23 protein-coding genes and 2 pseudogenes are annotated in these 25,560 nt (G+C 72.7%); 15 read left to right on the top strand and 10 right to left on the bottom strand.

Annotation, left to right across the window (positions count from 1 at the left end):
* The first annotated feature begins 245 nt into the window (after positions 1–245).
* The 4 genes from Cco03nite_RS13620 (at position 246) to Cco03nite_RS13605 (ending at position 4,396) form a co-directional block, all read left to right on the top strand.
* Complete coding sequence (locus Cco03nite_RS13620) at positions 246–1,502, top strand: glycoside hydrolase family 16 protein (protein ID WP_203692423.1); 1,257 nt, start codon at positions 246–248, stop codon at positions 1,500–1,502.
* Positions 1,503–1,842: 340 nt separating this feature from the next.
* A complete protein-coding gene (locus Cco03nite_RS13615) occupies positions 1,843–2,841 on the top strand; it encodes a hypothetical protein (RefSeq protein ID WP_203692422.1) in 999 nt (332 codons plus the stop codon).
* A 232-nt stretch (positions 2,842–3,073) separates the two neighbouring features.
* Entirely contained in the window at positions 3,074–3,766 is a 693-nt protein-coding gene (locus tag Cco03nite_RS13610; RefSeq protein ID WP_203692421.1) for a hypothetical protein, read from the top strand.
* A gap of 63 nt (positions 3,767–3,829) precedes the next feature.
* The gene (locus tag Cco03nite_RS13605) at positions 3,830–4,396 is read left to right on the top strand and encodes a P-loop NTPase family protein (RefSeq protein WP_203692420.1); all 567 of its coding nucleotides are present in this window, start codon (positions 3,830–3,832) and stop codon (positions 4,394–4,396) included.
* Between the two features lie 2 nt (positions 4,397–4,398).
* On the opposite strand, the gene Cco03nite_RS13600 is transcribed toward Cco03nite_RS13605, so the two are convergent.
* The 3 genes from Cco03nite_RS13600 to Cco03nite_RS13590 all read right to left on the bottom strand — a co-directional run bounded on the left by Cco03nite_RS13600 (position 4,399) and on the right by Cco03nite_RS13590 (position 6,348).
* Complete coding sequence (locus Cco03nite_RS13600) at positions 4,399–5,112, bottom strand: GNAT family N-acetyltransferase (protein ID WP_203692419.1); 714 nt, start codon at positions 5,110–5,112, stop codon at positions 4,399–4,401.
* A 135-nt stretch (positions 5,113–5,247) separates the two neighbouring features.
* On the bottom strand, positions 5,248–5,730 hold the full coding sequence (locus Cco03nite_RS13595) for a hypothetical protein (RefSeq protein ID WP_203692418.1): 483 nt from the start codon (positions 5,728–5,730) through the stop codon (positions 5,248–5,250).
* 48 nt (positions 5,731–5,778) lie between these two features.
* Positions 5,779–6,348: a hypothetical protein gene (locus Cco03nite_RS13590; RefSeq protein WP_203692417.1), complete on the bottom strand. Its 570-nt coding sequence runs from the start codon at positions 6,346–6,348 to the stop codon at positions 5,779–5,781.
* 423 nt (positions 6,349–6,771) lie between these two features.
* Here Cco03nite_RS13590 and Cco03nite_RS13585 point away from each other — a divergent pair, with 423 nt between their 5' ends.
* Entirely contained in the window at positions 6,772–8,238 is a 1,467-nt protein-coding gene (locus Cco03nite_RS13585) for a hypothetical protein (RefSeq protein ID WP_239167354.1), read from the top strand.
* A 52-nt stretch (positions 8,239–8,290) separates the two neighbouring features.
* Here Cco03nite_RS13585 and Cco03nite_RS13580 read toward each other — a convergent pair whose 3' ends face one another.
* From Cco03nite_RS13580 to Cco03nite_RS13570, 3 genes are all read right to left on the bottom strand, one after another.
* On the bottom strand, positions 8,291–8,767 hold the full coding sequence (locus Cco03nite_RS13580) for an SRPBCC family protein (protein ID WP_203692416.1): 477 nt from the start codon (positions 8,765–8,767) through the stop codon (positions 8,291–8,293).
* Positions 8,760–9,110 (bottom strand): ArsR/SmtB family transcription factor, encoded by a 351-nt coding sequence (locus Cco03nite_RS13575; protein ID WP_203692415.1) that lies wholly within the window; start codon positions 9,108–9,110, stop codon positions 8,760–8,762. The genes Cco03nite_RS13580 and Cco03nite_RS13575 overlap by 8 nt, the downstream gene beginning before the upstream one ends.
* A 144-nt stretch (positions 9,111–9,254) precedes the next feature.
* Entirely contained in the window at positions 9,255–9,866 is a 612-nt protein-coding gene (locus Cco03nite_RS13570; protein WP_203692414.1) for a hypothetical protein, read from the bottom strand.
* Between the two features lie 114 nt (positions 9,867–9,980).
* Between Cco03nite_RS13570 and Cco03nite_RS13565 the strand changes: the two genes are divergently transcribed.
* From Cco03nite_RS13565 to Cco03nite_RS13555, 3 genes are read left to right on the top strand one after another with little or no spacing between them, the layout of a single operon-like run.
* Entirely contained in the window at positions 9,981–10,316 is a 336-nt protein-coding gene (locus Cco03nite_RS13565; protein WP_203692413.1) for a PadR family transcriptional regulator, read from the top strand.
* The gene (locus Cco03nite_RS13560; protein WP_203692412.1) at positions 10,313–11,254 is read left to right on the top strand and encodes a permease prefix domain 1-containing protein; all 942 of its coding nucleotides are present in this window, start codon (positions 10,313–10,315) and stop codon (positions 11,252–11,254) included. The genes Cco03nite_RS13565 and Cco03nite_RS13560 overlap by 4 nt, the downstream gene beginning before the upstream one ends.
* Positions 11,255–11,275: 21 nt before the next feature.
* Positions 11,276–12,259 carry an NAD(P)-dependent alcohol dehydrogenase gene (locus Cco03nite_RS13555; RefSeq protein WP_203692411.1) on the top strand — a complete coding sequence of 328 codons (984 nt, stop codon included), beginning with the start codon at positions 11,276–11,278 and terminating at the stop codon, positions 12,257–12,259.
* 111 nt (positions 12,260–12,370) lie between these two features.
* Here Cco03nite_RS13555 and Cco03nite_RS13550 read toward each other — a convergent pair whose 3' ends face one another.
* From Cco03nite_RS13550 to Cco03nite_RS13540, 4 genes and pseudogenes are all read right to left on the bottom strand, one after another.
* Positions 12,371–14,005 carry an ABC-F family ATP-binding cassette domain-containing protein gene (locus Cco03nite_RS13550; protein ID WP_203692410.1) on the bottom strand — a complete coding sequence of 545 codons (1,635 nt, stop codon included), beginning with the start codon at positions 14,003–14,005 and terminating at the stop codon, positions 12,371–12,373.
* Positions 14,006–14,294: 289 nt separating this feature from the next.
* Positions 14,295–15,307, bottom strand: a pseudogene (locus Cco03nite_RS43150) (chitinase); the annotation flags it as partial.
* A pseudogene (locus Cco03nite_RS43145) lies at positions 15,285–16,223 on the bottom strand (fibronectin type III domain-containing protein); the annotation flags it as partial. The pseudogenes Cco03nite_RS43145 and Cco03nite_RS43150, both read right to left, overlap by 23 nt.
* Before the next feature lie 166 nt (positions 16,224–16,389).
* The gene (locus Cco03nite_RS13540) at positions 16,390–17,775 is read right to left on the bottom strand and encodes a coiled-coil domain-containing protein (RefSeq protein ID WP_203692409.1); all 1,386 of its coding nucleotides are present in this window, start codon (positions 17,773–17,775) and stop codon (positions 16,390–16,392) included.
* A 253-nt stretch (positions 17,776–18,028) separates the two neighbouring features.
* Between Cco03nite_RS13540 and Cco03nite_RS13535 the strand changes: the two genes are divergently transcribed.
* From Cco03nite_RS13535 to Cco03nite_RS13505, 7 genes are all read left to right on the top strand, one after another.
* Entirely contained in the window at positions 18,029–18,550 is a 522-nt protein-coding gene (locus tag Cco03nite_RS13535) for a ribbon-helix-helix protein, CopG family (RefSeq protein WP_203692408.1), read from the top strand.
* Between the two features lie 66 nt (positions 18,551–18,616).
* Complete coding sequence (locus Cco03nite_RS13530; RefSeq protein ID WP_203692407.1) at positions 18,617–19,507, top strand: DUF4097 family beta strand repeat-containing protein; 891 nt, start codon at positions 18,617–18,619, stop codon at positions 19,505–19,507.
* Between the two features lie 14 nt (positions 19,508–19,521).
* A complete protein-coding gene (locus Cco03nite_RS13525) occupies positions 19,522–20,493 on the top strand; it encodes an ATP-binding cassette domain-containing protein (protein ID WP_203692406.1) in 972 nt (323 codons plus the stop codon).
* Entirely contained in the window at positions 20,490–21,272 is a 783-nt protein-coding gene (locus Cco03nite_RS13520; RefSeq protein WP_203692405.1) for an ABC transporter permease, read from the top strand. Before Cco03nite_RS13525 ends, Cco03nite_RS13520 begins: the two co-directional genes overlap by 4 nt.
* 320 nt (positions 21,273–21,592) lie before the next feature.
* Positions 21,593–22,900, top strand: a complete 1,308-nt coding sequence (locus Cco03nite_RS13515; protein WP_203692404.1) for a hypothetical protein — start codon at positions 21,593–21,595, stop codon at positions 22,898–22,900.
* Between the two features lie 62 nt (positions 22,901–22,962).
* Positions 22,963–24,276, top strand: coding sequence for a DUF1800 domain-containing protein (locus Cco03nite_RS13510; protein WP_203692403.1), 1,314 nt, complete (start codon positions 22,963–22,965; stop codon positions 24,274–24,276).
* A 15-nt stretch (positions 24,277–24,291) separates the two neighbouring features.
* Positions 24,292–25,524: a DUF1501 domain-containing protein gene (locus Cco03nite_RS13505; RefSeq protein WP_203692402.1), complete on the top strand. Its 1,233-nt coding sequence runs from the start codon at positions 24,292–24,294 to the stop codon at positions 25,522–25,524.
* Positions 25,525–25,560 lie beyond the last annotated feature (36 nt).

The following is a 25,560-nucleotide window of genomic DNA, read 5'->3' as shown; positions in this document are numbered from 1 at the left end:
ATACCCGGTTCAGCCGACGTGTACCGCCAGCTTGCCGAGGCTGCCGGCGGCGAAGTCGGCAGGTGCGCCACCTGATGTCGCAGCTCCGCATCGGACCGGAGTCGATCTCATAGAGAGCGCTCTCTTGACGGCGGGACATCTCCGTCCTAACGTGACGGTTGTCAATTTATTAACAGTGCTTACCAAAAGTGTTCTGCCCGGAACTCCTGGTAGCACGCCCCGCACGTTCCCTGGGAGGTAGTCCCATGCGCAGAACACCCCGACTGCTGGCCCGCCTGACCGTGGCCGTCCTCGCCGCCGCCGGCCTCACCGTGCCCGCCACCGTCATCACCGCCACCCCGGCCCTGGCCGTCGGCCCGCAGACCTGGTCCGACGAGTTCAACGCGGCCGCCGGCACGCCCGTCAACGGCAGCAAGTGGAAGTTCGACATCGGCGGCGGCGGCTGGGGCAACAACGAGCTGCAGTACTACACCAACAGCACCAGCAACGCGGTCCACGACGGCGCGGGCAACCTCGTCATCACCGCCCGCCGTGAGAACCCCGCCGGCTACGGCTGCTGGTACGGCAGCTGCCAGTACACCTCCGCCCGCCTGCTCACCGCCGACCGGTTCACCCAGACCTACGGCCGCTTCGAGGCCCGCATCAAGATCCCGCGCGGGCAGGGCATCTGGCCCGCGTTCTGGATGCTCGGCAGCGACATCGCCACCAACCCGTGGCCGAACAGCGGCGAGATCGACATCATGGAGAACATCGGCAAGGAGCCCGGCACCGTCCACGGCAGCCTGCACGGCCCCGGCTACTCCGGCTGCTGCTCGCTGACCGGCCAGTACACCCTGCCCGGCGGTGCCCGCCTCGCCGACGCCTTCCACACCTACACCGTCGACTGGGCCCCCGACTCGGTGACCTGGTACATCGACGGCATCCAGTACTCCCGCAAGACCCGCGCCGACGCGGGGACCAACCGCTGGGTCTTCGACCACCCGTTCTTCATGCTGCTGAACGTGGCCGTCGGCGGCAACTGGCCCGGCTCCCCCGACGGCAGCACCGTGTTCCCGCAGTCGATGGTCATCGACTACGTCCGGGTCTTCGCCCACGACGGCGGCACCACCCCGCCCACCGGCGGCACCCCGCTGATCGGCCAGAGCAGCAACCGCTGCATCGACATCCCCAGCTCCAACACCGCCAACGGCACCCGGCTGCAGATCTGGGACTGCAACGGCACCGGCGCGCAGCGCTGGTCCTTCGAGTCCGACGGCAGCCTGCGGGCCCTGGGCAAGTGCATGGACGTCGCCGCCGGCTCGTCGGCCGACGGCGCGGCCATCCAGCTCTACGACTGCAACGGCACCGGAGCCCAGAAGTTCGTCCTCAGCGGCGCCGGCGACCTGGTCAACATCCAGGCCAACAAGTGTGTGGACGTCACCGCGAACGGCACCGCCAACGGCACCAAACTCCAGCTCTACACCTGCAACGGCACCGGTGCCCAGAAGTGGCGCAAGGGCTGACGCCGCCTCGGCTGGTGCAGTTTCGGGGAAAGTGCAGCTTTCGAGCCTGACTTAGCGCCAGTTTCCCCGAAACTGCGATCCCCACCCGGGTGCGAGACCGCCCCGTCTTCCGGATACGCCGAGTCCGGAGGGCGGGGCACTCGTGCGCCGACCGGATGGGGACGCGAGCGCGACACTGGACACAAGCCGACAGTCGATGTGGACGGTCCTCGATCGGGGTGCACCTTACTCGGGAAGAGCTTTCATCCGAGCTCGACCAGGAGGAGGCACGATGATCAGACGCCCGCACATCCCCCATCGGACGCGAAGTCGCGTCGTGGCCGGCGTTCTAGCCGCTCTGGTGGCTGCGACCGGGTTCGCCACCACCGGGGCCGGCCGCGCGGACGCCGGCGGTCCGACGCTGGTGCCGCTCGTCGCGTTCCACAGCCCGTCACGGGGCGACTACTTCACCACCACCCAGGAGGGATGGGTCTGCCAGTACTCCGGCACCTGTCCCCGAGATGCGGGCTACCAGATCGTCGGCATGCAGGGCCACGTGTACAACCCGGCCAATCCTCAGCCGGCCGGCACGGTGCCGTTGTTCCACTGGTGGAACCCGAGCCGGGGCGACAACTTCCTCACGACCGATCCGAACTGGTCGGGCAACGTCGGCGACACCCGATCGTCGGGTGTGACATACACGCTGTTCCGCATCGAGGGCTTCGTCCCGACGACCCACCTGGGCGGCATCCCGCTCAGGAGCTACTGGAACGCGGCCGCCGCCGACAACGCGGCGATCGCCACCTGGCGTCGCGATGCCGCACCGTCCGGCTACGCGTTCTACCGCCACGAGGGGTTCCTGCTGCCGCCCGAGGGCGACGCGCTGACGCGGTGCACGGCCAGAGCCGCTCCGAGCAGCTGGGAAGTGTTCGGGCAGGAGATACCCGCCAACGCGATCACGACCCGGGGTGACACCCTGTCCGACGGCGACGCCACCCTGGTCGAGGCCGCCTGGGAGGGCACGATCACCACGGATTACTGGGGACACGTCGAGTCCGTTTACGGATACTCGTGGAGCCACGCGACCCCGGGTTTTCCGGCTCCGGGCGAACCGCCGTACGCGATGGTCGGGCGGGTCACCACGGGCGCGATGTTCGTGTCGAGTCGCGGCTGGTACGAAGCCGGATCGTGGTTCCCGGTGCTGGGCACGAGGGACACGGGCGCCCCGTCCCGGTCTCCCTGCCTGGTCTACAGGGCGCGCGGCGTCGCCACCGGTGACCTGCAGCTGAGTTTCAACGACCCCGTTCTCAGCGACAACGGCGGATTGGCCTACACCGAGGTCGACCATTGGTTCGGCTGACGGCCCGCCGACGTCGGCCGTGACTGTCGAGGGGCGGCAGCTTGCTGCCGGGCCGGTGCCGGCCGGCGCGACCGTCGAAAGCGTCGCCCCTTCTCGCTACCCTGGCCCGGTGACCCGCGACGTCCCTCCCGCCTGCTCCTCGGCGGCTGCGTGATGAGTCTGGACGGCCACGCCTGGGAGTGCCCGGTGTCCACTGCACCCGGATCTGCCGCGACTGCCGGACCGTCGTGACGTGATGTCACCGAGGCCGCGCCGCACGCCGAAGCCCCTGCACGTGCTCGACGCACGCCGCGGGCTGACGCCGCGGGCGCGGGCCTACCTCGCCGCGTATGGGGTCCGGCGCGAGGTGTGGTCGCCCGAGCAGCACCGTCGGCACTGGCACCGCTATCACCGCCCCGCGGCCGCGATCGAGCACCTGGCCGCCTACCAGGGCCGCTGGGGCGGGCTGGAACTGCCGCCGACCCCCGAGTACGAAGGCGGCCCGCACGTCCTGGACGCCGACGACCCGACCGTCGAGGAAGGTCGGGGTGCCTGCTTCACGGCGGGCCGCCCGAGGTCCGCTTCGGCGTACGGCTTCATGGTCGACGGCGACGGCCGGTTCGGCATCGTGGCCGACGACACCTGGGTCCCGCTGCACAACTCGGTCGAGGGCTGGGTGGAGTCGATAGCGCTGCGCCACCTCGCCGACAGCATGCCCGCCGAGGTCGCACTCGCGACCGGGGCCAGGCTCGACGGGCTGCCGGAGCGGCTGCGGCTGCGCCCGGTGACCGAGGTCGCCGGGGCCGCCGACGGCTGGTGGCGCGGCGAGGACACGCTGCTCGCGATCTACCGGGGCGAGGCCCGACTGTTCGGCAACGCGCAATACCAGACCGCATACCTCTACACCGGCATCGACGGCCTCACCGACCGGCTCCGCGCCGACTGAGCCGCCCAGGCCTGGCCCGACAGCGCGGGCGGCGGAGATGCACACGCCCGCTACGCTCGGCCGGTGAACGCGCGCCGCCCCTTCCCGCAGAAGATCCTGATCTACGGGGTGTACGGGGCGGGCAAGTCCACCCTCGCCCGGGAGCTGTCGCGGCGGCTGGGCCTGCCCTGGCAGCCGGTCGACGAGCTGACCTGGGAACCCGGCTGGAAAGAGGTCCCGATGCCGGTCCAGCGGGACCGGATCGCGGCGATCTGCCGCAAGAAGTCCTGGATCCTCGACGGCGCGTACAAGGACTGGCTCGACGTCCCGCTCGCCTCGGCGGACCTCATCATCGGCCTGGACTTCTCCCGCGGACTGACGCTGCGGCGGCTGCTGCGGCGCACCGCGCGGCTGATCTCGACCGGTGAGGTCATCTGCAACGGCAACCGGGAGACGCTCGGCAGCGTCCTGTCCGCCGAGTCGATCATCCTGTGGCATTTCGCGTCGTTCGGGCGCAAGCGCCGCCGGATGCGCCGCTGGGCGGCGGACTCCCCCGGCCCGCAGGTGCTGCTGTTCCGCACTCCAGCCGAGCTGGACAACTGGCGGGAGGAGCTCAGCCCGGTCAGCGCCGAAGGAAGGGCGCCTTCTTGACGCTATCGGTGCGCAGGGTGCCCTTCCTCATCCACCACGACGGTGAAGGTGAGCTGGCGGCGGACGGCGAAGCCCATCGCCTCGTAGAGCCGGATCGCCGAGGTGTTGTCGCTGGCGGCGTGCAGGAACGGCGTCTCGCCGCGCCGCCGCACACCCGCGGCGACCGCGCGGATCAGCCGCGTGGCCAGCCCTTGGCCGCGGTATGCCGGGTCGGTGCACACGGCGCTGATCTCGGTGAAACCGGGCGGGTGCATGCGCTCCCCGGCCATCGCGACGAGCCTGCCGTCCTGCCGGACGCCGAGGTAGGAGCCCATCTCGACGGTACGCGCGAGGAATGGCCCGGGTTTGGTGCGCTCGACGAGGTCGAGCATCTCCGGCACGTCGGCCGCGCCGAGCGGCACCGCCTCGGGCTCGTCGGCTATCGCGACGGCGGCGTCGACCAGCTGGACGACCTCGTCCCGCCAGGTGATCTCCCAGCCGGGCGGCACCGGGTAGTCGCCGATGAGCACAGCCCGGCCACCCGGCCCCACCAGCGCCGCGAGGTCGCGCCAGGCTTGCGCGTCGGCCCCGGCGGGCAGCGCGGCGAACGGTGTCACGGCCGGGTCGTAGCAGACCGCCTGCCCGTGCCGCCGGGCGAACCCGCGGTGCGGGCCGGACAGGGCGGCCCCGGCCGGGTCGTCGAGCAGGCCGGTGTCGATCGCGTGCGCGCCGCTCATCGCAGACCACTCCCCGCAACGATGTCCTGATCAGCAGCTGCCAGCGTAACCGCAGCGCCGCGGTGGCGGTCCTGGCGGGCTCGTGCAGCAGATCAGGCGCCGGCAGCGCCGTGCCGGCGGTCGCGGCAGGCTCGGTCAGAAGATCAGGCGCTGGCCTGCGCTCAGGGCGATGTGCGCGGCGAGCCGGTCGCCGTCGGCGACCAGGAGGTCGCTGAACCGGACCCGGCCGCCGGGCAGGTGCACGGTGAAGTCGCGCCGGGTGGTGGTGAACGCGCCGTTGCTGGTGTTGACGGTGACGCCCTCGACGTACGCCACCTCGTGCCAGGTCACCACGTGCCGCACCCGGCCGAGCGCGCCGACCGTGATCATTCCCCGCTCGAACACGTGGATCGCGCGGTTGCGGTGGATGAGCAGGGCCTGCACGAGCAGGCCGGCGGTGATCGCGGCACCGGCGAGCCGGTGGGACACGAGGTGCGTGCCGAAGCCCAGCACCAGCGTGGTCACGGCCACGATGGGGGCGGTGAGCAGCTGGGCCACCGGCCGGGTGCCGTAGCGCCGCAGCTGGTTGCCGAGTCCGGCGTGGGCAGCCCTGTCCTGGACGCTCGAACCGCGCTTCATCGACAACCCTCCACATAAGACATACGGAGGGTACAGCAGCAGTACACGTTAGGTTAGGGCGGGTCGGGCGGGCCACTTCCTCAGCCAGCGATCGATGCGGCGCAGCTGCCGCGGCGTCAGCCCGGCCTGCATCGGCGGCGCCAGCACCAGCGCCCGGTTGCCCCACGGCCTCGTGTCGGCGGCGCGCAGCTGGTGGCGGACGTCGTCGTCGGTCCAGAGCAGCGGGCGGCCCTCGTCGAGCACCCGCAGCGCGGCGGGCAGCTTCCACCAGGTCCGCTTCGTGCTGAGCAGCGGGGCCGCCAGGACGGCGTCCATCGACACGAACTCGGGGCATTCGCGCACCGGCCAGGACGGCAGTCCCAGCGCCGTGCCGACGTTGACGGAGTTGTGCTGCCAGGTGCTGTGCCACCAGATCTCAGCACGGCCCTGCTCGTGGACCTGGCGCAGGAAGTCCAGCACCGGCGTCGCGGCGAGGATGGGCCACTCGATGTCCTCGTTGCTCGCCGCGGCGGTCCGCACCCACTGGTGGCCCCGCCACACGCGGCGATCCGGCAGGTCGGTGACCGCGTTGATGACCCCGTCGATGTCGAGCAGCCAGATCGGCACACCCTTGGCCACCGGCCGCTTTCGCCGTAACAGCGCGATCACTCCCTGAGCCGTCCGTCCATGCGGACCCCATCATTTCGCCGCCAGGCGGACGCGGCAAGGGCTACGACCCGCCCGGATCACGATCGGATAAATGCGTTGCCGGACCGCGCGGGCGGTCGATAACTTCACCGGCACACCTCCCGGTGCGCTGGTGACGGCACCGCCTGGGCCATACCCCGGTCGCCGGCAACCGGCACACCTTCGGCGGCCTGAGCGACGCCGCCTTCGCGATGATCCCGCTGGTGGAGGCGGGCGACACGGACCGGTGGCCGTTCTAGGCTCGCGGCCACGGGCACGCCGCGCGCCGGTGCCGGTCGTTGCCGACCGGGTGGGCAGGCGATAGTGTCCGCGACGCACGGCGGCCGCCACCGCCCGGCGAAGGAGCGTTGCACGATGGCATCATCCGGGGTGGTCTTCCCCGTCAGCACCGGCACCGAGCGCAGCACGTCCGCGCTGGGCCGGGCCGTGGTCGCCGACGCGTTGCGGCCGGTGGACCCGGTCGGGGCGCGGGCGGCCGAGCACGAGACGAACTGGCGCGCCGACTACCTGGTGCACTTCCGGCGGCTGGTCGAGGCGGGGCTGCTCTCCGGCGACGCCGCACGCGGCAGCGCGGCGGCGGGCCTGGCGTCGCTGCACCAGCGGATGCGCGTGGTCACCGCGGACGCCGAGACCGGGCTGCGCGAGGCGTTCGAGCGCCGGCCTGACCCGTCCGCCGAGCTGGGCACGGTGACCGTCGGCGGCGACGGTGACACCGACCGCGAGCTGTCGCTGCCGTACCGGGGCGAGCGGCTGCGCGGCGACGCGCTGGCCCGGCAGCTGGACGCCTGGGTGGCGGCCGGGGTCGTGGAGCCGAGCTGCGCCGAGGCGGTGCGGGCGGTGATGGCCAATCCGGACTGGCTGGACCTGTCCGACGTGCGGGTGGTGGCGCTGGGCGCGGGCGCGGAGATGGGCCCGACGCATTCGCTGCTGCGCTGGGGCGGCGAGGTCGTCGCGGTGGACCTGCCGCGGCCGCAGCTGTGGCGGGGCCTGCTGGAGACCGCCCGGCGGTACGGGGGCCGGCTGCGTGTCCCGGTGGCCGCCGCGCGCCGGGACCACCCGGACCTGGCCGAGGTCGCCGGCGCGGACCTGCTGCACCAGCTGCCGACGGTCGCGGACTGGCTGCTCGGCGTGGACGGGCGGCTGGTGCTCGGCAACTACGTCTACGCCGACGGGGCGACCAACGTGCGGGTCAGCGCCGCGGTGGACGCGCTGACCGAGCACCTGCGCGGGCAGCGCCCGGACACGGCGCTGGCGTTCCTGGCGACCCCGACGGACGTGTTCGCCGCGCCGGGTGCGGCGGTCGCGCAGGCCGACGAGAAGTACCGGCAGCCGTCGACGCTGCGTACGCTGCGCGGGCCGCTGCGTTTCGTGTCGGCGGGGCGGCTGCTGCGGCGCAACTACCCGCCGGACGCCGACCCGGGCATCTGCGACAGCCTCGTGGCGCAGCAGGGCCCGAACTACGCGCTGGCCAAGCGGCTGCAACGGTGGCGGGCGGCGGTGGCCCGGCACGAGGGCGCGACGGTCAGCTTCAAGGTCGCGCCGCCGACGCGTACCCGCTCGGTGGTGAAGAACCGGGTGCTGGCCGCGGCGTACGCGGGCGCGCCGGCGTTCGGGGTGGAGGTGTTCGAGCCGGCGACGTCGAACACGCTGATGGCCGCGCTGCTGGTGCACGACCTGCGCAATCCCCCGCCGGTGCGCGAGCACGTGTGGCAGGAGGAGGCGCAGGGGGCGGCGCACGGCGGGCTGTGGCGCATGCCGTACGCCCCGCGCAGCGCCCTCGGCCTGGCGGCCCTGCTGGGGCTGGGCGGCGCGCGCAACTGAGACGGCGCGGCCCGCACCGGCGGACGTCCGTCGGTGCGGGCCGCCGCGCCGGTCAGGCCAGCGTCTTGAGGTACGCGTCAAGCGCCTGGTAGGACTCGTTGGCCCCGCCCTCCATGCCGGAGGCGACCATGCCGTCGCGGTCCTCCTTGTTGGCGAACGTCGAGGTGCCGGTCAGCGTGGTCTTGCCGTCCTTGTGCTCGAACACGAGCCGCTCGACGGAGATGTGGCCGGGCATGCCCTCGAACTCGAAGGTCTGCACGATCAGCTCCATCGGCACGATCTCACGGACCTCGCCGCGGAAGGCCCACTCCTCGCCGTTGTCGCCGTGCTCGACGATGCGCCACTTGCCGCCGGGCCGGAAGTCGAACGCGGTCACGTCGGCCTCGTGGCCGCGGGCCCACCACTTCTTCAGGTGCTCTGCCTTGGTGTGCACCTCCCAGACCAGCGCGAGCGGCGCGTCGAAGCTGCGCGTCATCACGATCTCCAGGTCGCCCTGCAGTTTGACGTCCAGGGTCTTGGCCTCACCCATCTTGTTGCTCCTCTTCTGAAGGACCCGTCTGCTGAAGGGTCTGCAGGTAGTCGTCCAGCCGGTCGTAGCGCTCGTCCCAGAAGCGGCGGTATGAAGCGGCCCAGGCCGAGATGTCGCGCAGCGGGGCGGCCTCCAGCCGGCAGGGCCGCCACTGGGCGTCCCGGCCGCGGGTGATCAGACCCGCCTGCTCCAGCACCTTCAGGTGCTTGGAGACCGCCTGGAGGCTGATCGGGAACGGCTCGGCGAGCTGGTTCACGGTGGCCTCGCCGTCGGCCAGCCGGGCGAGGATCGCCCGCCGGGTCGGGTCGGCCAGCGCCGCGAAGACCAGGCTCAGTCGGTCCATGACCGCCTCTCTATTCAACCATCCGGTTAATCAACCGACAAGTTGAGTATGCACCTCACGGCACCCCTCCGCAACCCATACCCGGAAACACGAACGGGCAGCCGGCGGCCCGCGAGGACCACCGGCCGCCCGTGGGCGGTACGACTAGGAGATCTTGGTCAGCGGCCAGCTCACGTAGCCGTTGTTCAGCTCCGCCTTGTTTCCGGAGCAGGTGTAGGACACGGTGTTCTTGGACAGGTCGATGTTGCCGTCGAAGGTCCCGGCGGGCATCGGCGTCTCCACGCCGTTCATCGTCATGACCGACTTGGTGGTGATCTTGCCGCCGGGCATCACGCCGGAGATCTTCCCACCCTTGGTCGAGTAGGACGTGCTGGTAGCCGAGCCGGTGATGGTCATCTTGGCCTCGACGGCCGAACCGGACACGGTGGACTTGATCATAATCACCGCGTCGTCGTACGCGATGGTCATCTGGTCGGCGAACTCCATGGTGATGCTGCCGGAGCCGGTGCCCTCGCCGCCGCCCAGCCTGGCGGCGGCCTTGGCCATGGCGTCCACATCGGCCTTCCACTTGCCGGTCAGGCAGCCGTCCCGGTCGCCCGCGGCGGCGGCGACCGTCGGGGCGGCGCTGCCCGCCGACGGGGCGGCGCCCGGTGCGCCACTGGAGGTGGGGGTGGCCCCGGGGGTTTCCGCGGTGCAGGCGGCGGTGGCGAGGACGGCGGCAAGGACGAGTGCGGCGAGCGGGCCCGATGTCTTCATGGCGCACATGATGCCGACCCCGTGATCGCCTTTCCCTGTACTGACAGGAAACCGTCAGCGGCCGGACGGCGAAGACCGTTGCGATACTGTGTGGCACACACTATCGTGTGGCGCATGGTTAACGACGATCAGCTCTCGACGCATCTGCAGGAACTGCGCCGAGGCACCGTCGTGCTGGCCTGCCTGCTCGTGCTGCGGCAGGAGAACTACGGATATGCGCTGCTCGACCTGCTGGAGCAGCGCGGTTTCGCGGTCGACGCGAACACCCTCTACCCGCTGCTACGCCGCCTGGAGAAGCAGGGGCTGCTGACCAGCGACTGGAACACCGACGAAGCCCGGCCGCGCAAGTTCTACCGCACCAGTGCCGAGGGCGAGCAGCTCGCCGAGACGCTGGGCCGCGACTGGGACGCCCTCGACGCCGCATTCCGCGCTCTGAAAGGCCGGCTATGACCACCCTCACCGACCGCTACGTGGACGCCACGCTGCGCCGCCTGCCCGGCCGCCAGCGCGCCGACATCGAGAAGGAACTGCGCACCGCGATCGCCGACGCCGTGGACGACCGGGTCGAAGCCGGTGACGAGCCCGCCGCGGCCGAGATCGAGGTGCTGACCGGCCTCGGCGACCCGGCCCGGCTCGCCGCCGGCTACGCGGACCGGCCCCTGCACCTGATCGGCCCGGCGCTCTACCACGACTACGCCCGCCTGCTCGCGGTGCTGCTGGCCACGGTCGTGCCCGCAGCGGCGGCGGGGGTCGGCCTGGTCCGCGCGCTGCACGGCGCACCCGCGCTGACCCTGGCCGGGGACGCACTGTCGGCGGCGTTCACCACCGCCGTGCACATCGTCTGCTGGACCACGCTGGCCTTCGCCGCCCTCGATCGGCTGCCCCGGCTGCGTCCCGGCACCGCCAGGCCGTGGAGCGTCGACGCGCTCCCGGAGCGGCCCAGCCGCCGGGCCAGGTATGCCGAACTCGCGACGCTGACCGTGGTGACCGTGCTGTTCTGCACGTTCGTACTGCTGACGCCGGTGGTGAGCACCGAGGTCGACGTGCAGGGCGAGCCGATCGGGCTGCTGTCGCCGTGGCTGTGGGAGACCGGTGTGGTGTACGCGTTCCTCGGCGCGGGCGTGGCCGGGCTCGGGACCGCCTTCGCCCGGCACTACGCCCGCTGGAGCGTGCCGCTGGCCCTGGCCTCCGCGCTGGTCGAGGTCGCGGCCCCGCTGACGCTGATCTGGCTCGTCACGGCCGACCGGGTGCTCAACCCGGCCTTCGTCGCCGCGGCCGGCTGGGGCCCGGACACGACCCGGTGGATCGGCATCGGACTGATCGCCATGTCCTCGATCACCCTGCTGCAAACCGTCACCGACGGGCTCGCCCAGGCCCGCCACCGCTGACCACCCCTCAAGGAGACTGACGTGAAAGCGATCGTTCGTGACCGGTACGGCTCCGCCGACGTGCTGCGCTACGCCGATGTGCCCCGGCCCGCCGTCGGGCCGGAGCAGGTGCTGGTCCGGGTGCACGCCTGCTCGCTCAACTTCGGCGACCGGGTCGCGATGTCCGGTGAACCCACCATGATCCGGCTGGCCTGGGGGCTGCGCCGGCCGAGGGTGAAGGTGCTGGGCCGCGACGTTGCCGGAACCGTCGTCGAGGCCGGCGCGAAGGTCACCCGCTGGCAGCCCGGCGACGAGGTCTTCGGCGAGGTGAACCAGCGCGGCTTCGCCGAGTACGTCGCCGCGCCCGCCGACCACCTGGCCCGCATCCCCGCCGGGGTGAGCTTCGAGCAGGCGGCGACGCTGCCCATAGCCGCGTCCACGGCCCTGCAGGCGCTGCGGCTGGGCGGTGTCACGACCGGCAGCAGGGTGCTGGTCAACGGGGCCTCCGGCGGCGTCGGCACGTTCGCCGTACAGCTGGCCGCCGGCCTCGGTGCTGAGGTCACCGGGGTCTGCAGCACCCGCAACACCGACCTGGTCCGCTCGCTGGGCGCGCACGCCGTCGTCGACTACACCCGGGAGAACTTCACCCGCGGCGATCGCAGCTACGACGTCGTCTTCGACCTGGCCGGCGGCCACGGGCTCGCGGCGCTGCGCCGGGTGCTCGCGCCGGGCGGGACGTACCTGTCCTCCAGCGGCGCGGGCGGCCGGGTGCTCGGCCCGCTGCCGCACCTGCTGAAGGTGGCCGTGCTGGGGACGGTGACCCGGCAGCGGCTGCGCGTCGTGACCGCCCGCCGCGACACCGGCGACCTCGACCACCTCGCCGGCCTGATCGCCGCCGGCCGCCTGTCACCCGTCATCGAACGCGTCCGCCCCCTGTCCGAAACCGCCGAGGCGCTACGCGCCCTGGAGACCGACCACGCCCGCGGCAAGATCGTCCTCGTCGTCCCCGAGGCCGTCCAGCCCTGACGCGCTCGCGGTTTCGGGGAAAGCGCACGAACTCGCGCCCGCGAAGGTGCATTTTCCCCGAAACTGCGAGGCCGCCCCGCAACCCGTGCTCGCGGGGGGGCCTCGGCCGTGTCAGCGCGGGGCGGGGGCGCCTTGCGCGAGGCGCAGTTCGCGACCGGTGTACGCCGCGCGGATGCGGCGGTCGTGGGTCACCAGCACGACGGTGCCCGAGTAGCCCCGCAGCGCCGCTTCCAGCTCCTCGACCAGGCCCGGTGACAGGTGGTTGGTCGGCTCGTCGAGGAGCAGCAGGTCCACCGGCCGCCGCACGATGCGGGCCAGTTCCAGCCGGCGGCGCTGACCGGCCGACAGCACCCGCACCGGCTGGGCCAGGTCGTCCCGCCGGAACAGGCCCCAGCCGAGCAGCTCCGCCGCGTACTCGCCGGGTTCGCCGGGCAGCCCTGCCGCGTAGGCGGCGAGCAGCGTACGGCCGTCGTCGGCGGCTCCGTGCTGGCGCAGGAACCCCAGGCGCGCGGGGCGGTGCCGCACCGTGCCCGCGTGGGCGCCCGCCTCCCCGGCGATCACCTGCAGCAGCGTGCTCTTGCCCGCGCCGTTGGGTCCGGTGACGAGCAGCCGCTCCCCCGGCACGAGCCGCAGCGCGTCCAGCCGCAGCCGCCCCGGCACCACGATGTCCGCCAGCTCCAGCGGCGGCTGCTCAGCCAGGTCACCGGCGACGACCTGGGCGGACAGCCGCAGCGGCGCCGGCGGTGGCGGCACCGGGTCGTCGAGCAGCCGGGCCAGCAGCTCCCGGGACGCCCGGATGCGCCCGGCCGCGCCGTGCGTATGCGAGCGGGCCCGGAACGCCCCCGCGCCGCTGAACCCGCGCGGGCCCTTGCGCGGGATGGCCGCCAGCCGGTCGGCGTTGGCCGCCAGCAGCTCGCCGTGGCGGGCGACGTCGGCCTGCCACTGTTCGTGCCGTTGCTGCTGCCGGGCCCGGTCGGCGGCCTTGGCGGCGAGGTAGCCGTCGTAGCCGTCGCCGTGGCGGCGTACCGCGCCGGCGTCGACCTCCAGGACGGTCGTGGTGACCCGGGCCAGGAACTCCCGGTCGTGGGTGACCGCGATGACGGTGCCCTGGTGGGCCAGCAGGTGCCGCTCCAGCCAGTCGAGGGCGGCGTCGTCCAGGTCGTTGGTGGGTTCGTCGAGCAGCAGCAGCTGCGGCCGCGCGGCCAGGGTCGCGGCGAGCGCGAGCCTGGCCCGGTCGCCGCCGGACAGCGTGCCGAGGCGGCGGTTCCGGTCCAGCCCCGGCCGGCCGAGCGCGTGCAGGGCGATCTCGACGCGGTTGTCGGCCTCGTAGCCGCCGCGGGACTCGAACCGGTCGAGCAGGTCGGCGTACTCGGCCAGGCGGGCGCCGTCGTCGCCGGCGAGGTCGCGCTCGGCGGCGCGCAACCCGGCTTCGAGCTGCCGCAGCTCGCTCAGGGCGAGGTCGACGGCGTCCTGCACGGTGGCGTGGCCGGGCAGGTCGAGGGTCTGCGGCAGGTAGCCGACCCCGCCGGGGCTGGTGACGGTGACGGTGCCGTTGCCCGGTCGCAGCCGGCCCGCGATGAGGCGGAGCAGGGTGGACTTGCCTGAGCCGTTGTCGCCGATGACGCCGGCCCGTTCGCCGGGGCGGACCGTGAGGTCGACCCGGTCGAGCACGACGCGGTCGCCGTGGCGGTGGGTGACGCCGGTGAGGGTGAGCTGGGTGTCTGCGGGCGATGGCGCGGTGCGCATGGTTGTCCTGCGATTCTCGGCATGGCCGATCGGCGGGGCGATGGGCGGACCACGCGCAGGGGCAGCCTTCCGGCCGGCAAGGGTTGCCGGATGACGGCCGTCGCCTGCGCGCGTGCACGGCCGGACGGAGCGGAGCTCGACGTCGTAGGGGCCGCGGCCGCGAGAATCACAGGAACATCAGTGCCATGCCGACGAGGTTAGCGCGGTAGCCAGGACCCGCCAACACGTTTTCGCGCGGCCGGCCCGGCGGCGGGATGATCCCGCCGCCGGGCCGGCCGGTGGTACGGGTTTACGGCATCGACACCAGGTGGTTGTGGACGGTGTTGGCGAAGTTGTAGCCGTTGGACGCGTCCCAGTTGATCGACCAGGTCATCGCGCCGCGGATCGTGGGCCAGCGCGCCGGCGGCACGAAACTGCCGCAGTTGGTGCCGGCGGCCAGGCAGTTCAGCGCGTTGTTGACCACGGTCGGGTTGACATAGCCGCCGCCCGCGGCCTGGGTGGTGGCGGGCAGGCCGAGCGCGATCTGGTCGGGCCGCAGCGCCGACTGCAGCTGGATGCAGGCCAGCGCGGTGAGGAAGTTGACCGTGCCCTGCGAGTACGCGAACTGCTGGTCGCAGCCGAGCATGCTGCCCGAGTTGTAGAACTGGGTGTGCACGATGGTCAGGATGTCGCGGATGTTGAGCGCGAGCGAGAAGTAGCCCGCCCCCGTCGACTGCATGTCGATGGTCTGCGGGGCCATCGTGATGATCAGCCCTGACCCGACCCGCGACCGCAGGTTGCGCAGCGCCTGCTCCATGTACGTGGCGTTGAGCCCGTTCTCCAGGTCGATGTCGACGCCGTTGAAGCCGAAGTCGGTGATCAGGGTGTACAGGCTGTTGGCGAAGTTGGTCGCCGCCGCCGAGCTGTTCACCGAGACCGAGCCCAGCTCGCCGCCGACAGACAGGATGACCTTCTGGTTGCGGGCCTTGAGCGTGGCGACGTCGGTGCGGAACTGGGCGTTGGTGTAGCCGCCGAGCGCCGAGGACAGCCCGGAGTCGACGTTGAAGGTCACCGACCCGGCCTGCCCGGCCACGGCGTCGGCGAACGCGACGGCCACGATGTCGTACGTGGTCGGCACGGACGACAGCCGCAGCGGGGTGGCCCCGTTGACGAAGTTCTGCCAGTACCCGGTGAGCAGGTGCTTGGGCAGGGTGCCGGTGGTGCAGCCGGTGGTGGTCCCGGACGCGGACGCCGAGGCCGGGGACTCGCCGGTGCCGTTGTAGGCGCGCACGGTGTAGGTGTGGCTGGAGCAGGTGGCCAGGCCGGTGATCGTGGCGCTGGTGCCGGTCACGGTGGCGCGCACGGTGCTGCCCTCGTACACCCGGTAGCCGGTGACGGTGCCGGACGAGGCGCTCCAGGACACGTTGAGCGAGGTGTTGGTCGCGCCGCCGACGGTGACGTTGCCGGGGGTGCCGGGCACGCCGGTGCCGCAGCCGGTGGTGGTGACGGTGACCGTGCCCGAGCGCGGGGACTCGCCGGCGCTGTTGTACGCCGCGACGGAGTAGGTGTGCGTGGTGCACGCGCCCAGCCCGCTGATCGTGGCGGAGGCGCCGGTGGGGTTGGCGACGACGGTGCTGCCCTCGTACACCCGGTAGCCGGTGACCGTGCCGGACGACGCGCCCCAGCTCAGCGCGACGGAGGTGTTGGTGATCGAACCGGCGGCCGGGGTGCCGGGCGTGCCGGGCACGGTCGGGTTGTTGCCGCCCTGGCCCTGCAGGGACACGTCGTCGGCGAAGTAGGTGCCGGTGCCGTACCAGCCGTGCAGGTAGACCTGGATCGAGCTGCTGGCCGCGGTGAAGGTCAGGGTGAGCTGTGTCCAGTTCGTCGCGTTCGGGGTCCAGGTGGACGTGCCGCCGTTGACGCCGAGGTAGACGTAGCTGCCCCGGACCCACGCCGACAGCGTGTACTGGGTGCCGGAGACGACGGACACGGTCTGGGTGCACTTGGCGTTGTCGGACGCGCTCGCCGCGCCCTGCAGCGCCTTGGCGCCGGTGCGCACCGGGGTGGACACGACGCTGCCCAGGTTGCCGGTGCAGCTCCACGGCGACAGCGCGCCGGTCTCGAAGCCGCCGTTGACGAGCACTTCGGCGGCGGAGGCGGGGGCGGACAGCGCCGCCACCGCGAAGGTGGTGACCAGCGCGGTGGCCAGGGCCGCCGCCGCTGTTCGCAGTCTGTTCATGGAAGCTCCGATCTCAGGACACGGGGGAGCCGTTCTCCTGGGATCGTCGCGGGTCGATAATTAACAGTCAATAAGCCTTACTATTAATTCCCGCCAATTGAGACGGTACACAGACGACACAGGCCCGCTCACCTGACGCGAGCGGGCCTGTGCTGCTGGTACGTGACTACTCGACGTCCGCGCCGACGCGCTCCGGCTGACGCTGCGCCGGAACGGCGAGCTCGCCGTCGCGGCGGCCGTTGGCGTACTCGGCCAGCTCGGGGTCGCCCTCGTGGTGGCGCTGCTCGGGCTCGCCCTCGACCGGCTCGGCCACGGCGTCCTCGACCTGCGCCGGGCCTTCGAGCTCCAGTACCGGCTCGACCTGCTCCGCGTGCACCTCGACCTCGTCCGGCTCGGCGGCCGAGTGGCGCGGGTTGGGGCGCATCTGCACGCGCGGGTACTCGCCGGTCTCGACCCCGCCGACGGCGGCGGCCATGACGGCGGCGGCGGCCAGGTTGGCCACCCGCTCGGCCTCGCGCTGCACCCGGGCCCGCACCGCCACCGCGTGGCGCTCGGCGGACTCGGCCGAACGCCGGGCCTCCTCCAGCCGGTGCATCTCGTGGTTGAGCTCCTGGGTGGTCTCGCTCAGCCGCTGCTGCAGCTGGGCCACGTCGCGCTCGGCGGTGGCGCCGTCCTGGCGCGACTGCACCAGGCGCTGCTGGGCGATGTCCAGCTCGGCCTGCAGCTGGGCCAGCGCCTGGCGGCGGGCCCGGATCTCCTGCTGCACGACGGTGAGCTGCTGCTGGTGGGCGGCGTTCTGGTCGTCGGCGCGGCGGCGCAGGTCGGCCGCGTGCTGCTGGGCCTCGGCGTGCAGCGCGGCGTTCTTCTGGTTCACCGCGGTGCGCTGGCCGGCCAGCTCACGCTCGGCGGCCGCGCGCAGCTCGGTCAGCTCGCGCTCGACGTTGGCCTTCCACTGCGAGACCTCCTGCTGGGTCTGCGCGCGGGCGGCCTCGACCTCCTGCTGCACCCGCACCCGGGCGGCCTCGACCAGGGCGTCGGCCTCGGCGCGGGCGTGCTCGGCCTGCTGGGCGTTCTGCTCGTGCACGCGCTTGAGCTCCTGCTCGGCGCGCTCCAGGGCGCCCTCGCTCTCGACGCGCAGCCGGTCGGCCTGCTCCCGGGCGTCGGCGAGGATCTTCTCCGCCTCGTCCTTGTGGTGGGCCATCTGCTGGGCCGTGGTGGTGGTGATCGCCTCGGCCTGCTTCTCGGCGAGCTCCAGGATCTGGTCCACCATCGGGCCCAGGTGGCGGAACGACGCGCGCTCGACCTGCGCCGGGCGCTGGCGCAGCTCGGCCAGCTCGGACAGGTCGGTGTGCTGGCGCTTGAGCCGCTCGGTCAGGTCGCGGACCTGCCCCAGCGCGCGCTCGCGCTCGGCCGACAGCGACGACACCTCGGCGTTGATGCGCGCGATGTACTGCTCGACCTGCCGCTTGTCGTAGCCGCGCAGCGTGACCTCGAAGTCGGGCCGTGCCGCCAGGTCGTCGCGTAGTGCGAGTACGTCCTCGCCCTGAGACATACGTCTTCCTCCACAAGATCACGATCGCGTCGGCCGGCGGTGGCCGCGCCGCCGGGGGTAGCGGTGCGTTCGGCGTACCCGCCTGCGCATCCGCAGACGGTACCGGCGTCCCTATGTTCGCCGTCACCCCGCCCCGCCACCAGTCCACCGACCGTTCACGTTTGTGTCGGATCGGGGCCTGCCGGACCCGATGGCACCACGATTGAGCCAAGTTGGGTTGCGAATGGCACCATCGTGGTGCCATAGTGATGCCATGGAACTGACGCCGTACGTGGAGAAGCTCCGGGCGGAGCTGGCCGTCGCCGCCGAGACCGGCGGCGCGGAGGCCCGCGCCCTGGCTGAGCGCCTGGCCGTGCCGCTGGAGTCGGCGATCCGGCTCACCCTGCTGGAGGCGATCTCGGCCGCCGCCGACGAGATCACCCGTGACCTCGCGCCCGGCTCGGTCGAGGTGCGCCTGCGCGGGCTCAACCCGGTCTTCGTGGTGAACACCCGGCAGAGCCCGCCGGACGAGCACCCGGCCGCGCCGGCCGCGCCCGCCGCGCCGGCCTGGGACGACGCCGCCGGGGAGAAGGGCGCGACCTCGCGCATCAACCTGCGCCTGCCCGACGAGCTGAAGGCGCGCATCGACGAGGCGGCCGCCCGCGAGCGGCTGTCGGCCAACTCGTGGCTGGTCCGGGCCGCCGCGGCCGCGCTCGACACCGCCGCCGCGCCGCGCCCCGCCGCCCGCCCCGGCGGCGCCGACCTCGGCCAGCGCTACACCGGCTGGGCGCGCTGACCCGCGCCCGCCGCCCACCCCGCCCACCGGCGGATTCACCGAACAGCCCGATGTGAGGGGACCACCATGCCCACTTTCGCCACACCCGAACCGATCACCGTCTCCGTCAACGTCGTCGCCGCCGACGTGCGCATCGTCGCGAGCGAGCGCACCGACACCGTGGTCGAGGTGCGCCCCGCCAACAACGGCAGCAAGTCGATCAAGATGGCCGAGCAGACCCGTGTCGAGTACGCCGACGGCCGCCTGCTCATCAAGACCCCCAAGCACCTCGGCACCCTGCTGGGCCGGACCGGCTCCGTGGACGTCGACATCCACCTGCCCGCCGGGTCGGTCCTCGACGGCGACGCCGGCCTCGGCGACCTGTACGCCGACGGGCCGCTGGGCGAATGCCGCTACACCACCGGCTACGGCCGGCTGTACTTCCAGCAGACCGGCAACCTGCGCGCGAGCACCGGCGCGGGCGAGATCAGCGCCGACGTCGTCTCCGGCGACGCCGACCTGGCCACCGGCGCCGGGCGCACCCGCGTCGGCCTCGTCGGCGGCAACGCGGTCGTCAAGAGCTCGACCGGCGGCTGCGAGATCGGCGCCATCACCGGCACCGGCCGGATCAACGGCGCGGACGGCCCCATCGTCGTCGGCCGAGCCGGGGCGGAGCTGACCGCGAAGACCGCCAACGGCGACGTCACCGTCGACCGGGCCGAAGGCGGGCTCACCGCCAAGACCGCGTTCGGCGACATCCGCGTCGGCGCGGCGGTGCGCGGCACCCACGTGCTGGAGACCTCCGCCGGGCGCATCGACGTCGGCATCCCCGAAGGCACCGCCGCCTGGCTGGACCTGAGGTCGAGCCGCTCGGTGCGCAACACCCTCGACAACGTGCCCGGCCCGGAGGAGTCCGACGAGCGCGTCGAGGTGCGCGCCCGGACCCACTGGGGCGACATCGTCATCCACCGCTCCTGAGAGGACACTCCCCCATGCCCACCCCCGCGAACGCCATCGAGGTCGCCGGCCTGCGCAAGGCGTACGGCACGAAGACCGTCCTGGACGGCATCGACCTGCAGGTCCCCGCCGGCACCGTCTTCTCCCTGCTCGGGCCCAACGGCGCCGGCAAGACCACGATGGTCAACATCCTGTCCACGCTGCTGCGCCCCGACGCCGGCCGGATCCGGGTGGCGGGCCACGACCCGGCCACCCACCCCGACGACGTACGCGCCGCCATCGGCCTCACCGGCCAGTTCTCCGCATTGGACACCTTCCTCACCGGCGCGGAGAACCTCGCCCTGATGGCCGACCTCAACCACCTGGACCGCCGGGAGGGCCGCCGCCGCGTCGCCGACCTGCTGGAGCGCTTCGACCTGACCGAGGCGGCCGGCAAACCGGCCACCACCTACTCCGGCGGCATGAAGCGCCGGCTCGACCTGGCCATGACCCTGGTCGGCAACCCGCGGGTGGTGTTCCTCGACGAGCCGACCACCGGCCTGGACCCGCGCAGCCGCCGCACCATGTGGGACAGCATCCGCGCCCTGGTCGCCGACGGCGTCACCATCTTCCTCACCACGCAGTACCTGGAGGAAGCCGACCAGCTCGCCGACCGGGTCGCCCTGCTCGACCACGGCCGCATCATCGCCGAGGGCACCCCGGCCGAGCTCAAGCGGCTCATCCCCGGCGGCCACCTCCGGCTGCGCTTCGCCGGCCTGGCCGAGCTGGAGGCGGCGGCCCGCGTGTTCGCCACGTCGACCCGCGACGACGACGCGCTCACCCTGCAGGTGCCCAGCGACGGCGGGGTCCGCAGCCTGCGCGAGGTGCTGGACCGGCTCGACGGAGCGAACGTCGAGATAGCCGAGCTGACCGTGCACACCCCCGACCTCGACGACGTCTTCCTCACCCTGACCGGCCGGCCCGACGCCACCGGCTCCCCCGCCCTCGAAGGAGCGAGCAACCGATGAGCACCACCGCGTACGCCCTGCGCGACTCGTCCACCATGCTGCGGCGCTACCTGCTGCGCGCCCGCCGGTACCCGCTGATCGGCTTCCTCATCGGCATCCCGGTCATCATGCTGCTGCTGTTCGTGTACGTCTTCGGCGGCACGCTCGGCGACGGCATCGCCGCGGGCGGCGGCCGGGCCGCGTACGCCAACTACGTCACCCCCGGCATCCTGCTGCTCGCCATCGCCAGCGCGCCGCAGCTCACCGCGATCGGCGTGGCCCAGGACATGACCGAGGGCATCATCGCCCGGTTCCGCACCATGGCCATCTTCCGCCCTGCCGTGCTCACCGGGCACGTGCTGGGCAACCTGGTGCAGCTGGTCGTCGCCCTGGCCGTCGTCGTCGGCGTCGCGATGCTCGTCGGCTTCCGCCCGAACGCGACCCCGGTCGAGTGGCTCGCCGCGGCCGGGCTGCTGACCCTGGTGTCGTTCGCCGTGACCTGGTTCGGCGTGGCCTGCGGGCTGACCGCGCGCACCGTCGAGTCGGCCAGCAACCTGCCCATGCCGCTGATCCTGCTGCCGTTCCTGGGCAGCGGCTTCGTGCCCACCGACTCGATGCCCAGCGGCGTGAGCTGGGCCGCCGAGTACCAGCCGTTCACCCCGGTCATGGAGACCCTGCGCGGTCTGCTGCTGGGCACCGCCATCGGCGACAGCGGCTGGCTGGCCATCGCCTGGAGCCTCGCCATCACCGTGTTCTGCTACCTCTGGGCCAAGCGCCGCTTCAACCGCGACGCCGCCTGAACCGGCCCGCTGTTGCGCCGGCGGGTGCAGAGCAAGGCTTTGGGTGCAGAGCAAGGCTTCGGGTGCAGAGCAAGGCTTTGGGTGCAGAGCAAATGCGGTCCGCACCAATGCCGCGGCGGCCATCGGACCTCCCGGTGGCCGCCACCGCACACCCGCACGCCGGACCCGCCTTGATCGTCCGACTTGCCGGGCAGGTGTGCGAATCATGGACGCGCTTTCGACCAGGTGCCAGGCAAATCGGACGATCAGCGGAGACCGTGGGCCGCCGTCGGGAGAAGGCGGCGGGCCGTGGGCGGCGGGGGCCGCGCTAACCTGCGGGGATGAGCGATGCCGCCGCACTCCCTGAACGCCGTGGCTCGGCCGCCCTCGCGGGCCTGATCGGGGCCGTCGCCGGCGTGTCCGTGGCCGCTTCCTGGGGCGTCGCCGCGATGGCGGCCGGCGCGCTGGTGGGCGCGGTGCTGCTCGGGCTGGTCGACGTGCTGGCGCGGGCGCGGCAGCGGCCGGGTGAGATCCCGGCGCTGTGGTCGCGTATCGCGATGAGCGCCGCGTTGGCCGCGCCGTGCGGCTGGGCGATGGCCGCGCTCGGCGCGAACTCGCTGCTCATCGGCGTCGTCACCGGTGGCGTGGCCGGGCTGCTGGGCGTACGCCCGCACAAGGTCGTGCTCGGTCCGCTGGTCGGCGCGGCGCTCGGCTGGGCGATGGCGGGCGTGCCCGGCGCGATCGTGGCGGCGGTGACCGTCACCGTGTTCCGGGTGCTGTCCGCGCTGCTGTTCCGCGACCCGCAGGTGAGCCTGCTGGCCGAGCGGGTCGACCCGGCCCGGCTGCCGTTCGTGGTGCCGCTGGCCGCCGACAGCCGCTACGTCGGCACCGGCTACGTCGCCGCCCTGGCTCAGCGTGTCGGCGGCGTGCACCGCCCCGACCACCCCGACATCGGCATCGTCGCCTCGCTCGACGAACTGGCCGGGCCGGGTTTCGACCCGGCGGGCGCGGATCCGCTGGTGCGGGAGTTCTACGAGCACACCACCCGGTTCACCCTCGACATCGAGCCCCGCTGGCGACTCTGGGTCCGGCCCGGCTACCTGCTGTACCGGCACCTGCTGGCCCGGCCGCTGGGGCAGGCCGACGTGCCGATGAACCAGCGGGAGACCCAGCGCGGGGTGCGCAGCCGGATCGACACGGTCAGCGTGGACGGCGAGGTCACGGTGCGCGGCTGGATCCGGTCGTACGCCGACACCGACGCGCCCATCTACGTCGGCGTGTACACCACCTACCGGCACGAGGAGCGCGGCTATGTCAGCGTGGGCTTCCCGCTGCCGCAGGCCAGTTTCACCGCCACCCTGGAACCCCGGACCCGGCCCGGTGGCGGGCTGGCGCTGACCAGCCGCAGCAGGCTGGACCAGCCAGGCCACTACCTGACCTTCGTCGACCCGGCCGACGGGCGGCTGACCGCCATGGCGGTGCACGGCTTCGCGGAGGACCTGGACGTATACGTGCAGGACGGGCAATTGCGGGCGGAGCACGCGTTCCGGGTCTTCGGCCTGCCGTTCCTCGTCCTGCACTACCGCATCCACCGCAAACCCACGCCCAAGGTGGAGGCCGTTGAGCCACCGGGCGATCACGGCCCGTAGCTTTACGTTTCCCGTACACGCAGTGCGGGCGATCCGGATCTCCAGCTGCCTAGGATCGGCGCATGGCGGAACGGGAGAAGGTCGCGCACCTGCTGCGGAGGGCAACGTTCGGGCCCACCGCCGACGAGGTCGACCGTGCCGAACGGGCCGGATACCGGGCGACCGTCGAGCAGCTGCTCGCGCCGGACGGCGCGGACCGGGGCGCGGCCCGCACGCCCGCCCCGAAACTCGGCGCGGACCCCTACACGGACCTGTCCAAGAAGCCGAGCCGGGAACAGCGCCAGCGTGCCCAGCAGGCCCGCAAGGAGCAGGTGCAGCAGCTCACCCACTGGTGGGTGGAGCGGATGGTCGCCGCCGACCACCAGTTCACCGAGAAGCTGGTGTTCTTCTGGCACGGCCACTGGGCCACCAGCGTGCAGAAGGTCAAGTCGGCCGGGCTGATGCTGGCGCAGCAGGAGACCTTCCGGCGCGACGGCCGGGGCGACTTCGGCGTGCTGGTACGGGCGATGCTGCGCGACGGCGCGCTGATCCACTGGCTGGACGGGCAGCGCAACACCCGCAAGGCCCCCAACGAGAACCTGGCCCGCGAGCTGATGGAGCTGTTCACGCTCGGCATCGGCGCGTACACGGAAGCCGACGTGAAGGCCGCGGCCCGCGCGCTGACCGGCTGGACGGTGGACCGGGTCGACGGCACGGCCACGTTCCAGCAGGCCCGGCACGACCCCGGCAAGAAGACGGTGCTCGGGCGCACCGGCCCGCTGGACGCCGACGCGCTGGCCGAGGTCATCCTGGAGCAGCCCGCAGCGAAGACGTTCCTGCCCGCGCGGCTGTGGTTCCGGTTCGCCTCCGGCGAGCCGATGCCCGACGGCGTACGCGATCGGCTGTCGGCCGCGTTCGCCGGGCACGACGTCACCGCGCTGGTCCGGGCGCTGCTGCTGGACGAGCAGTTCACCGAGACCGGCGGGCAGCTGGTCAAGCAGCCGGTGGAGTGGCTGGTCGGCGCGGTGCGCCAGCTCGGCGCCGGCGGCGCCGCCGACAAGCAGCGCAAGCAGCTCTACCAGGGCCTCAACCGGCTCGACCAGGTGCCGTTCAAGCCGCCGAGCGTCGGCGGCTGGCCTTCGGGCACGGCCTGGCTGAACACGTTCGCCACGCAGACCCGGGTGCAGCTGGCGCAGGCCCTGTCCGCCGCGGCGAGCCCCGCGTTCCTGGAGCGCCTGTCGGCCGCGCCGGTGGCCGGGCGGCCGGAGGCGCTGGCCCGGCTGCTGGTCGTGGACGCCTGGACCGACCGCACCCGCAAGGTGCTGGCCGAATCCGCCAAGGACGCCAAGAAGCTGACCGTGCTGGGGCTGATCAGCCCCGAGTACGCGGTGCACTGAGACAGGAGACGACCGATGGACACCACGACCCGGCGGAAGTTCCTGATCGCCAGCGGCGTCGTCGGCGGCGCGGCGCTGGCCGCGGGCGCGACCACGCTGGCCCTGTCCGACATCCTCGACACCGCCGGCGACCGCCCGGACGGCGCGAAGACGCTGGTCGTCATCACGCTGTACGGCGGCAACGACGGCCTCAACACCGTCATCCCGTACGCCGACCGCGCCTACCAGGACGCCCGCCCCGAGCTGGCCTACGACGGCGGCGAGGTGCTCAAGCTCGACGACGCCACCGGCCTGAACCCGGCCCTGAAGGGCCTGCACGAGCTGTTCGGCGGCAAGAAGCTGGCGATCGTACGCGGCGTCGGCTACCCCAAGCCCGACCGCAGCCACTTCCGCTCGATGGACATCTGGCAGACCGCGAACCCGGAGCGGCCCGGCAACACGGGCTGGATCGGCCGGTGGCTCGACGGCGCGGGCGGCGACCCGCGGCTGGCGGTGTCGTTCGAGAAGGTGCTCCCGCCGCTGCTGGCCGGTGAGCGCAGCGCGGGCGCGGTGATCGGCGCGGCCGACGTGAAACTGCCCAAGGCGGTCACCGCCGACGCGCTCGCCGGGTTCGCCGCGCCGTCGGCCGGGGAGCCGCCGCTGCAGGCGCGGGCCGCCGCGTGCTTCGGCGACCTGGCCCGGGTGCGGGAGATGGCCCAGCAGGTCAAGGACGCCGACGGCGACGACGGCGGCGACGACGACGAGAAGGTCCCGGCGACCGGCACCGGTGGCCTGGCCGGCTTGCAGGCGCAGCTCGACCTGGTCGCGCAGTGCATCGAGGCCGGGGTGGCGACCCGGATGTTCTCGGTGTCGCTGGGCGGCTTCGACACCCACGCCGACGAGCGCGACCTGCAGGAGACACTTCTGTCCTACCTGGACAAGGGCCTGACCGCGTTCTACCGGCGGATCACGGCGCACCCGGCGGGCAAGGACGTGGTCGTGCTGGTGTACTCCGAGTTCGGGCGGCGGGTGCGGGCCAACGCCTCCGACGGCACCGACCACGGCACGGCGTCCAACGTGTTCGTGCTCGGCGAGTCGATCCCGGGCGGGCTGTACGGCGAGCAGCCCAGCCTCACCGACCTCGACGACGGGGATCTGAAGTACACGACGGACTTCCGCGACGTGTACGCCAGCGCCCTGGACCGGGTGCTGCAGGCCGATCCGCAGGCGGCGCTCCAGGGTTGGAAGGGCCGCCTGGACTGGTGGTGACGGCGGGGATGGTGCGGGCGATCCCGATGGCTTAGC

This window comes from Catellatospora coxensis, assembly GCF_016862635.1.
Classification (GTDB): Bacteria; Actinomycetota; Actinomycetes; order Mycobacteriales; family Micromonosporaceae; genus Catellatospora; species Catellatospora coxensis.
Note: the sequence above shows the minus strand (reverse complement) of the source record. Positions and strands in the feature narration are given on the sequence as shown.

Excerpts from the sequence above, each read along its gene's own strand:
- Cco03nite_RS13580 (WP_203692416.1), bottom strand. The coding sequence starts at position 8,767 with ATGGGTGAGGCCAAGACCCTGGACGTCAAACTGCAGGGCGACCTGGAG.
- Cco03nite_RS13530 (WP_203692407.1), top strand. The coding sequence starts at position 18,617 with ATGCCCACTTTCGCCACACCCGAACCGATCACCGTCTCCGTCAACGTC.
- Cco03nite_RS13585 (WP_239167354.1), top strand. The coding sequence starts at position 6,772 with ATGGCATCATCCGGGGTGGTCTTCCCCGTCAGCACCGGCACCGAGCGC.
- Cco03nite_RS13520 (WP_203692405.1), top strand. The coding sequence starts at position 20,490 with ATGAGCACCACCGCGTACGCCCTGCGCGACTCGTCCACCATGCTGCGG.
- Cco03nite_RS13570 (WP_203692414.1), bottom strand. The coding sequence starts at position 9,866 with ATGAAGACATCGGGCCCGCTCGCCGCACTCGTCCTTGCCGCCGTCCTC.
- Cco03nite_RS13560 (WP_203692412.1), top strand. The coding sequence starts at position 10,313 with ATGACCACCCTCACCGACCGCTACGTGGACGCCACGCTGCGCCGCCTG.
- Cco03nite_RS13505 (WP_203692402.1), top strand. The coding sequence starts at position 24,292 with ATGGACACCACGACCCGGCGGAAGTTCCTGATCGCCAGCGGCGTCGTC.
- Cco03nite_RS13620 (WP_203692423.1), top strand. The coding sequence starts at position 246 with ATGCGCAGAACACCCCGACTGCTGGCCCGCCTGACCGTGGCCGTCCTC.
- Cco03nite_RS13550 (WP_203692410.1), bottom strand. The coding sequence starts at position 14,005 with ATGCGCACCGCGCCATCGCCCGCAGACACCCAGCTCACCCTCACCGGC.
- Cco03nite_RS13595 (WP_203692418.1), bottom strand. The coding sequence starts at position 5,730 with ATGAAGCGCGGTTCGAGCGTCCAGGACAGGGCTGCCCACGCCGGACTC.
- Cco03nite_RS13565 (WP_203692413.1), top strand. The coding sequence starts at position 9,981 with ATGGTTAACGACGATCAGCTCTCGACGCATCTGCAGGAACTGCGCCGA.
- Cco03nite_RS13515 (WP_203692404.1), top strand. The coding sequence starts at position 21,593 with ATGAGCGATGCCGCCGCACTCCCTGAACGCCGTGGCTCGGCCGCCCTC.
- Cco03nite_RS13525 (WP_203692406.1), top strand. The coding sequence starts at position 19,522 with ATGCCCACCCCCGCGAACGCCATCGAGGTCGCCGGCCTGCGCAAGGCG.
- Cco03nite_RS13575 (WP_203692415.1), bottom strand. The coding sequence starts at position 9,110 with ATGGACCGACTGAGCCTGGTCTTCGCGGCGCTGGCCGACCCGACCCGG.
- Cco03nite_RS13510 (WP_203692403.1), top strand. The coding sequence starts at position 22,963 with ATGGCGGAACGGGAGAAGGTCGCGCACCTGCTGCGGAGGGCAACGTTC.
- Cco03nite_RS13600 (WP_203692419.1), bottom strand. The coding sequence starts at position 5,112 with ATGAGCGGCGCGCACGCGATCGACACCGGCCTGCTCGACGACCCGGCC.
- Cco03nite_RS13535 (WP_203692408.1), top strand. The coding sequence starts at position 18,029 with ATGGAACTGACGCCGTACGTGGAGAAGCTCCGGGCGGAGCTGGCCGTC.
- Cco03nite_RS13540 (WP_203692409.1), bottom strand. The coding sequence starts at position 17,775 with ATGTCTCAGGGCGAGGACGTACTCGCACTACGCGACGACCTGGCGGCA.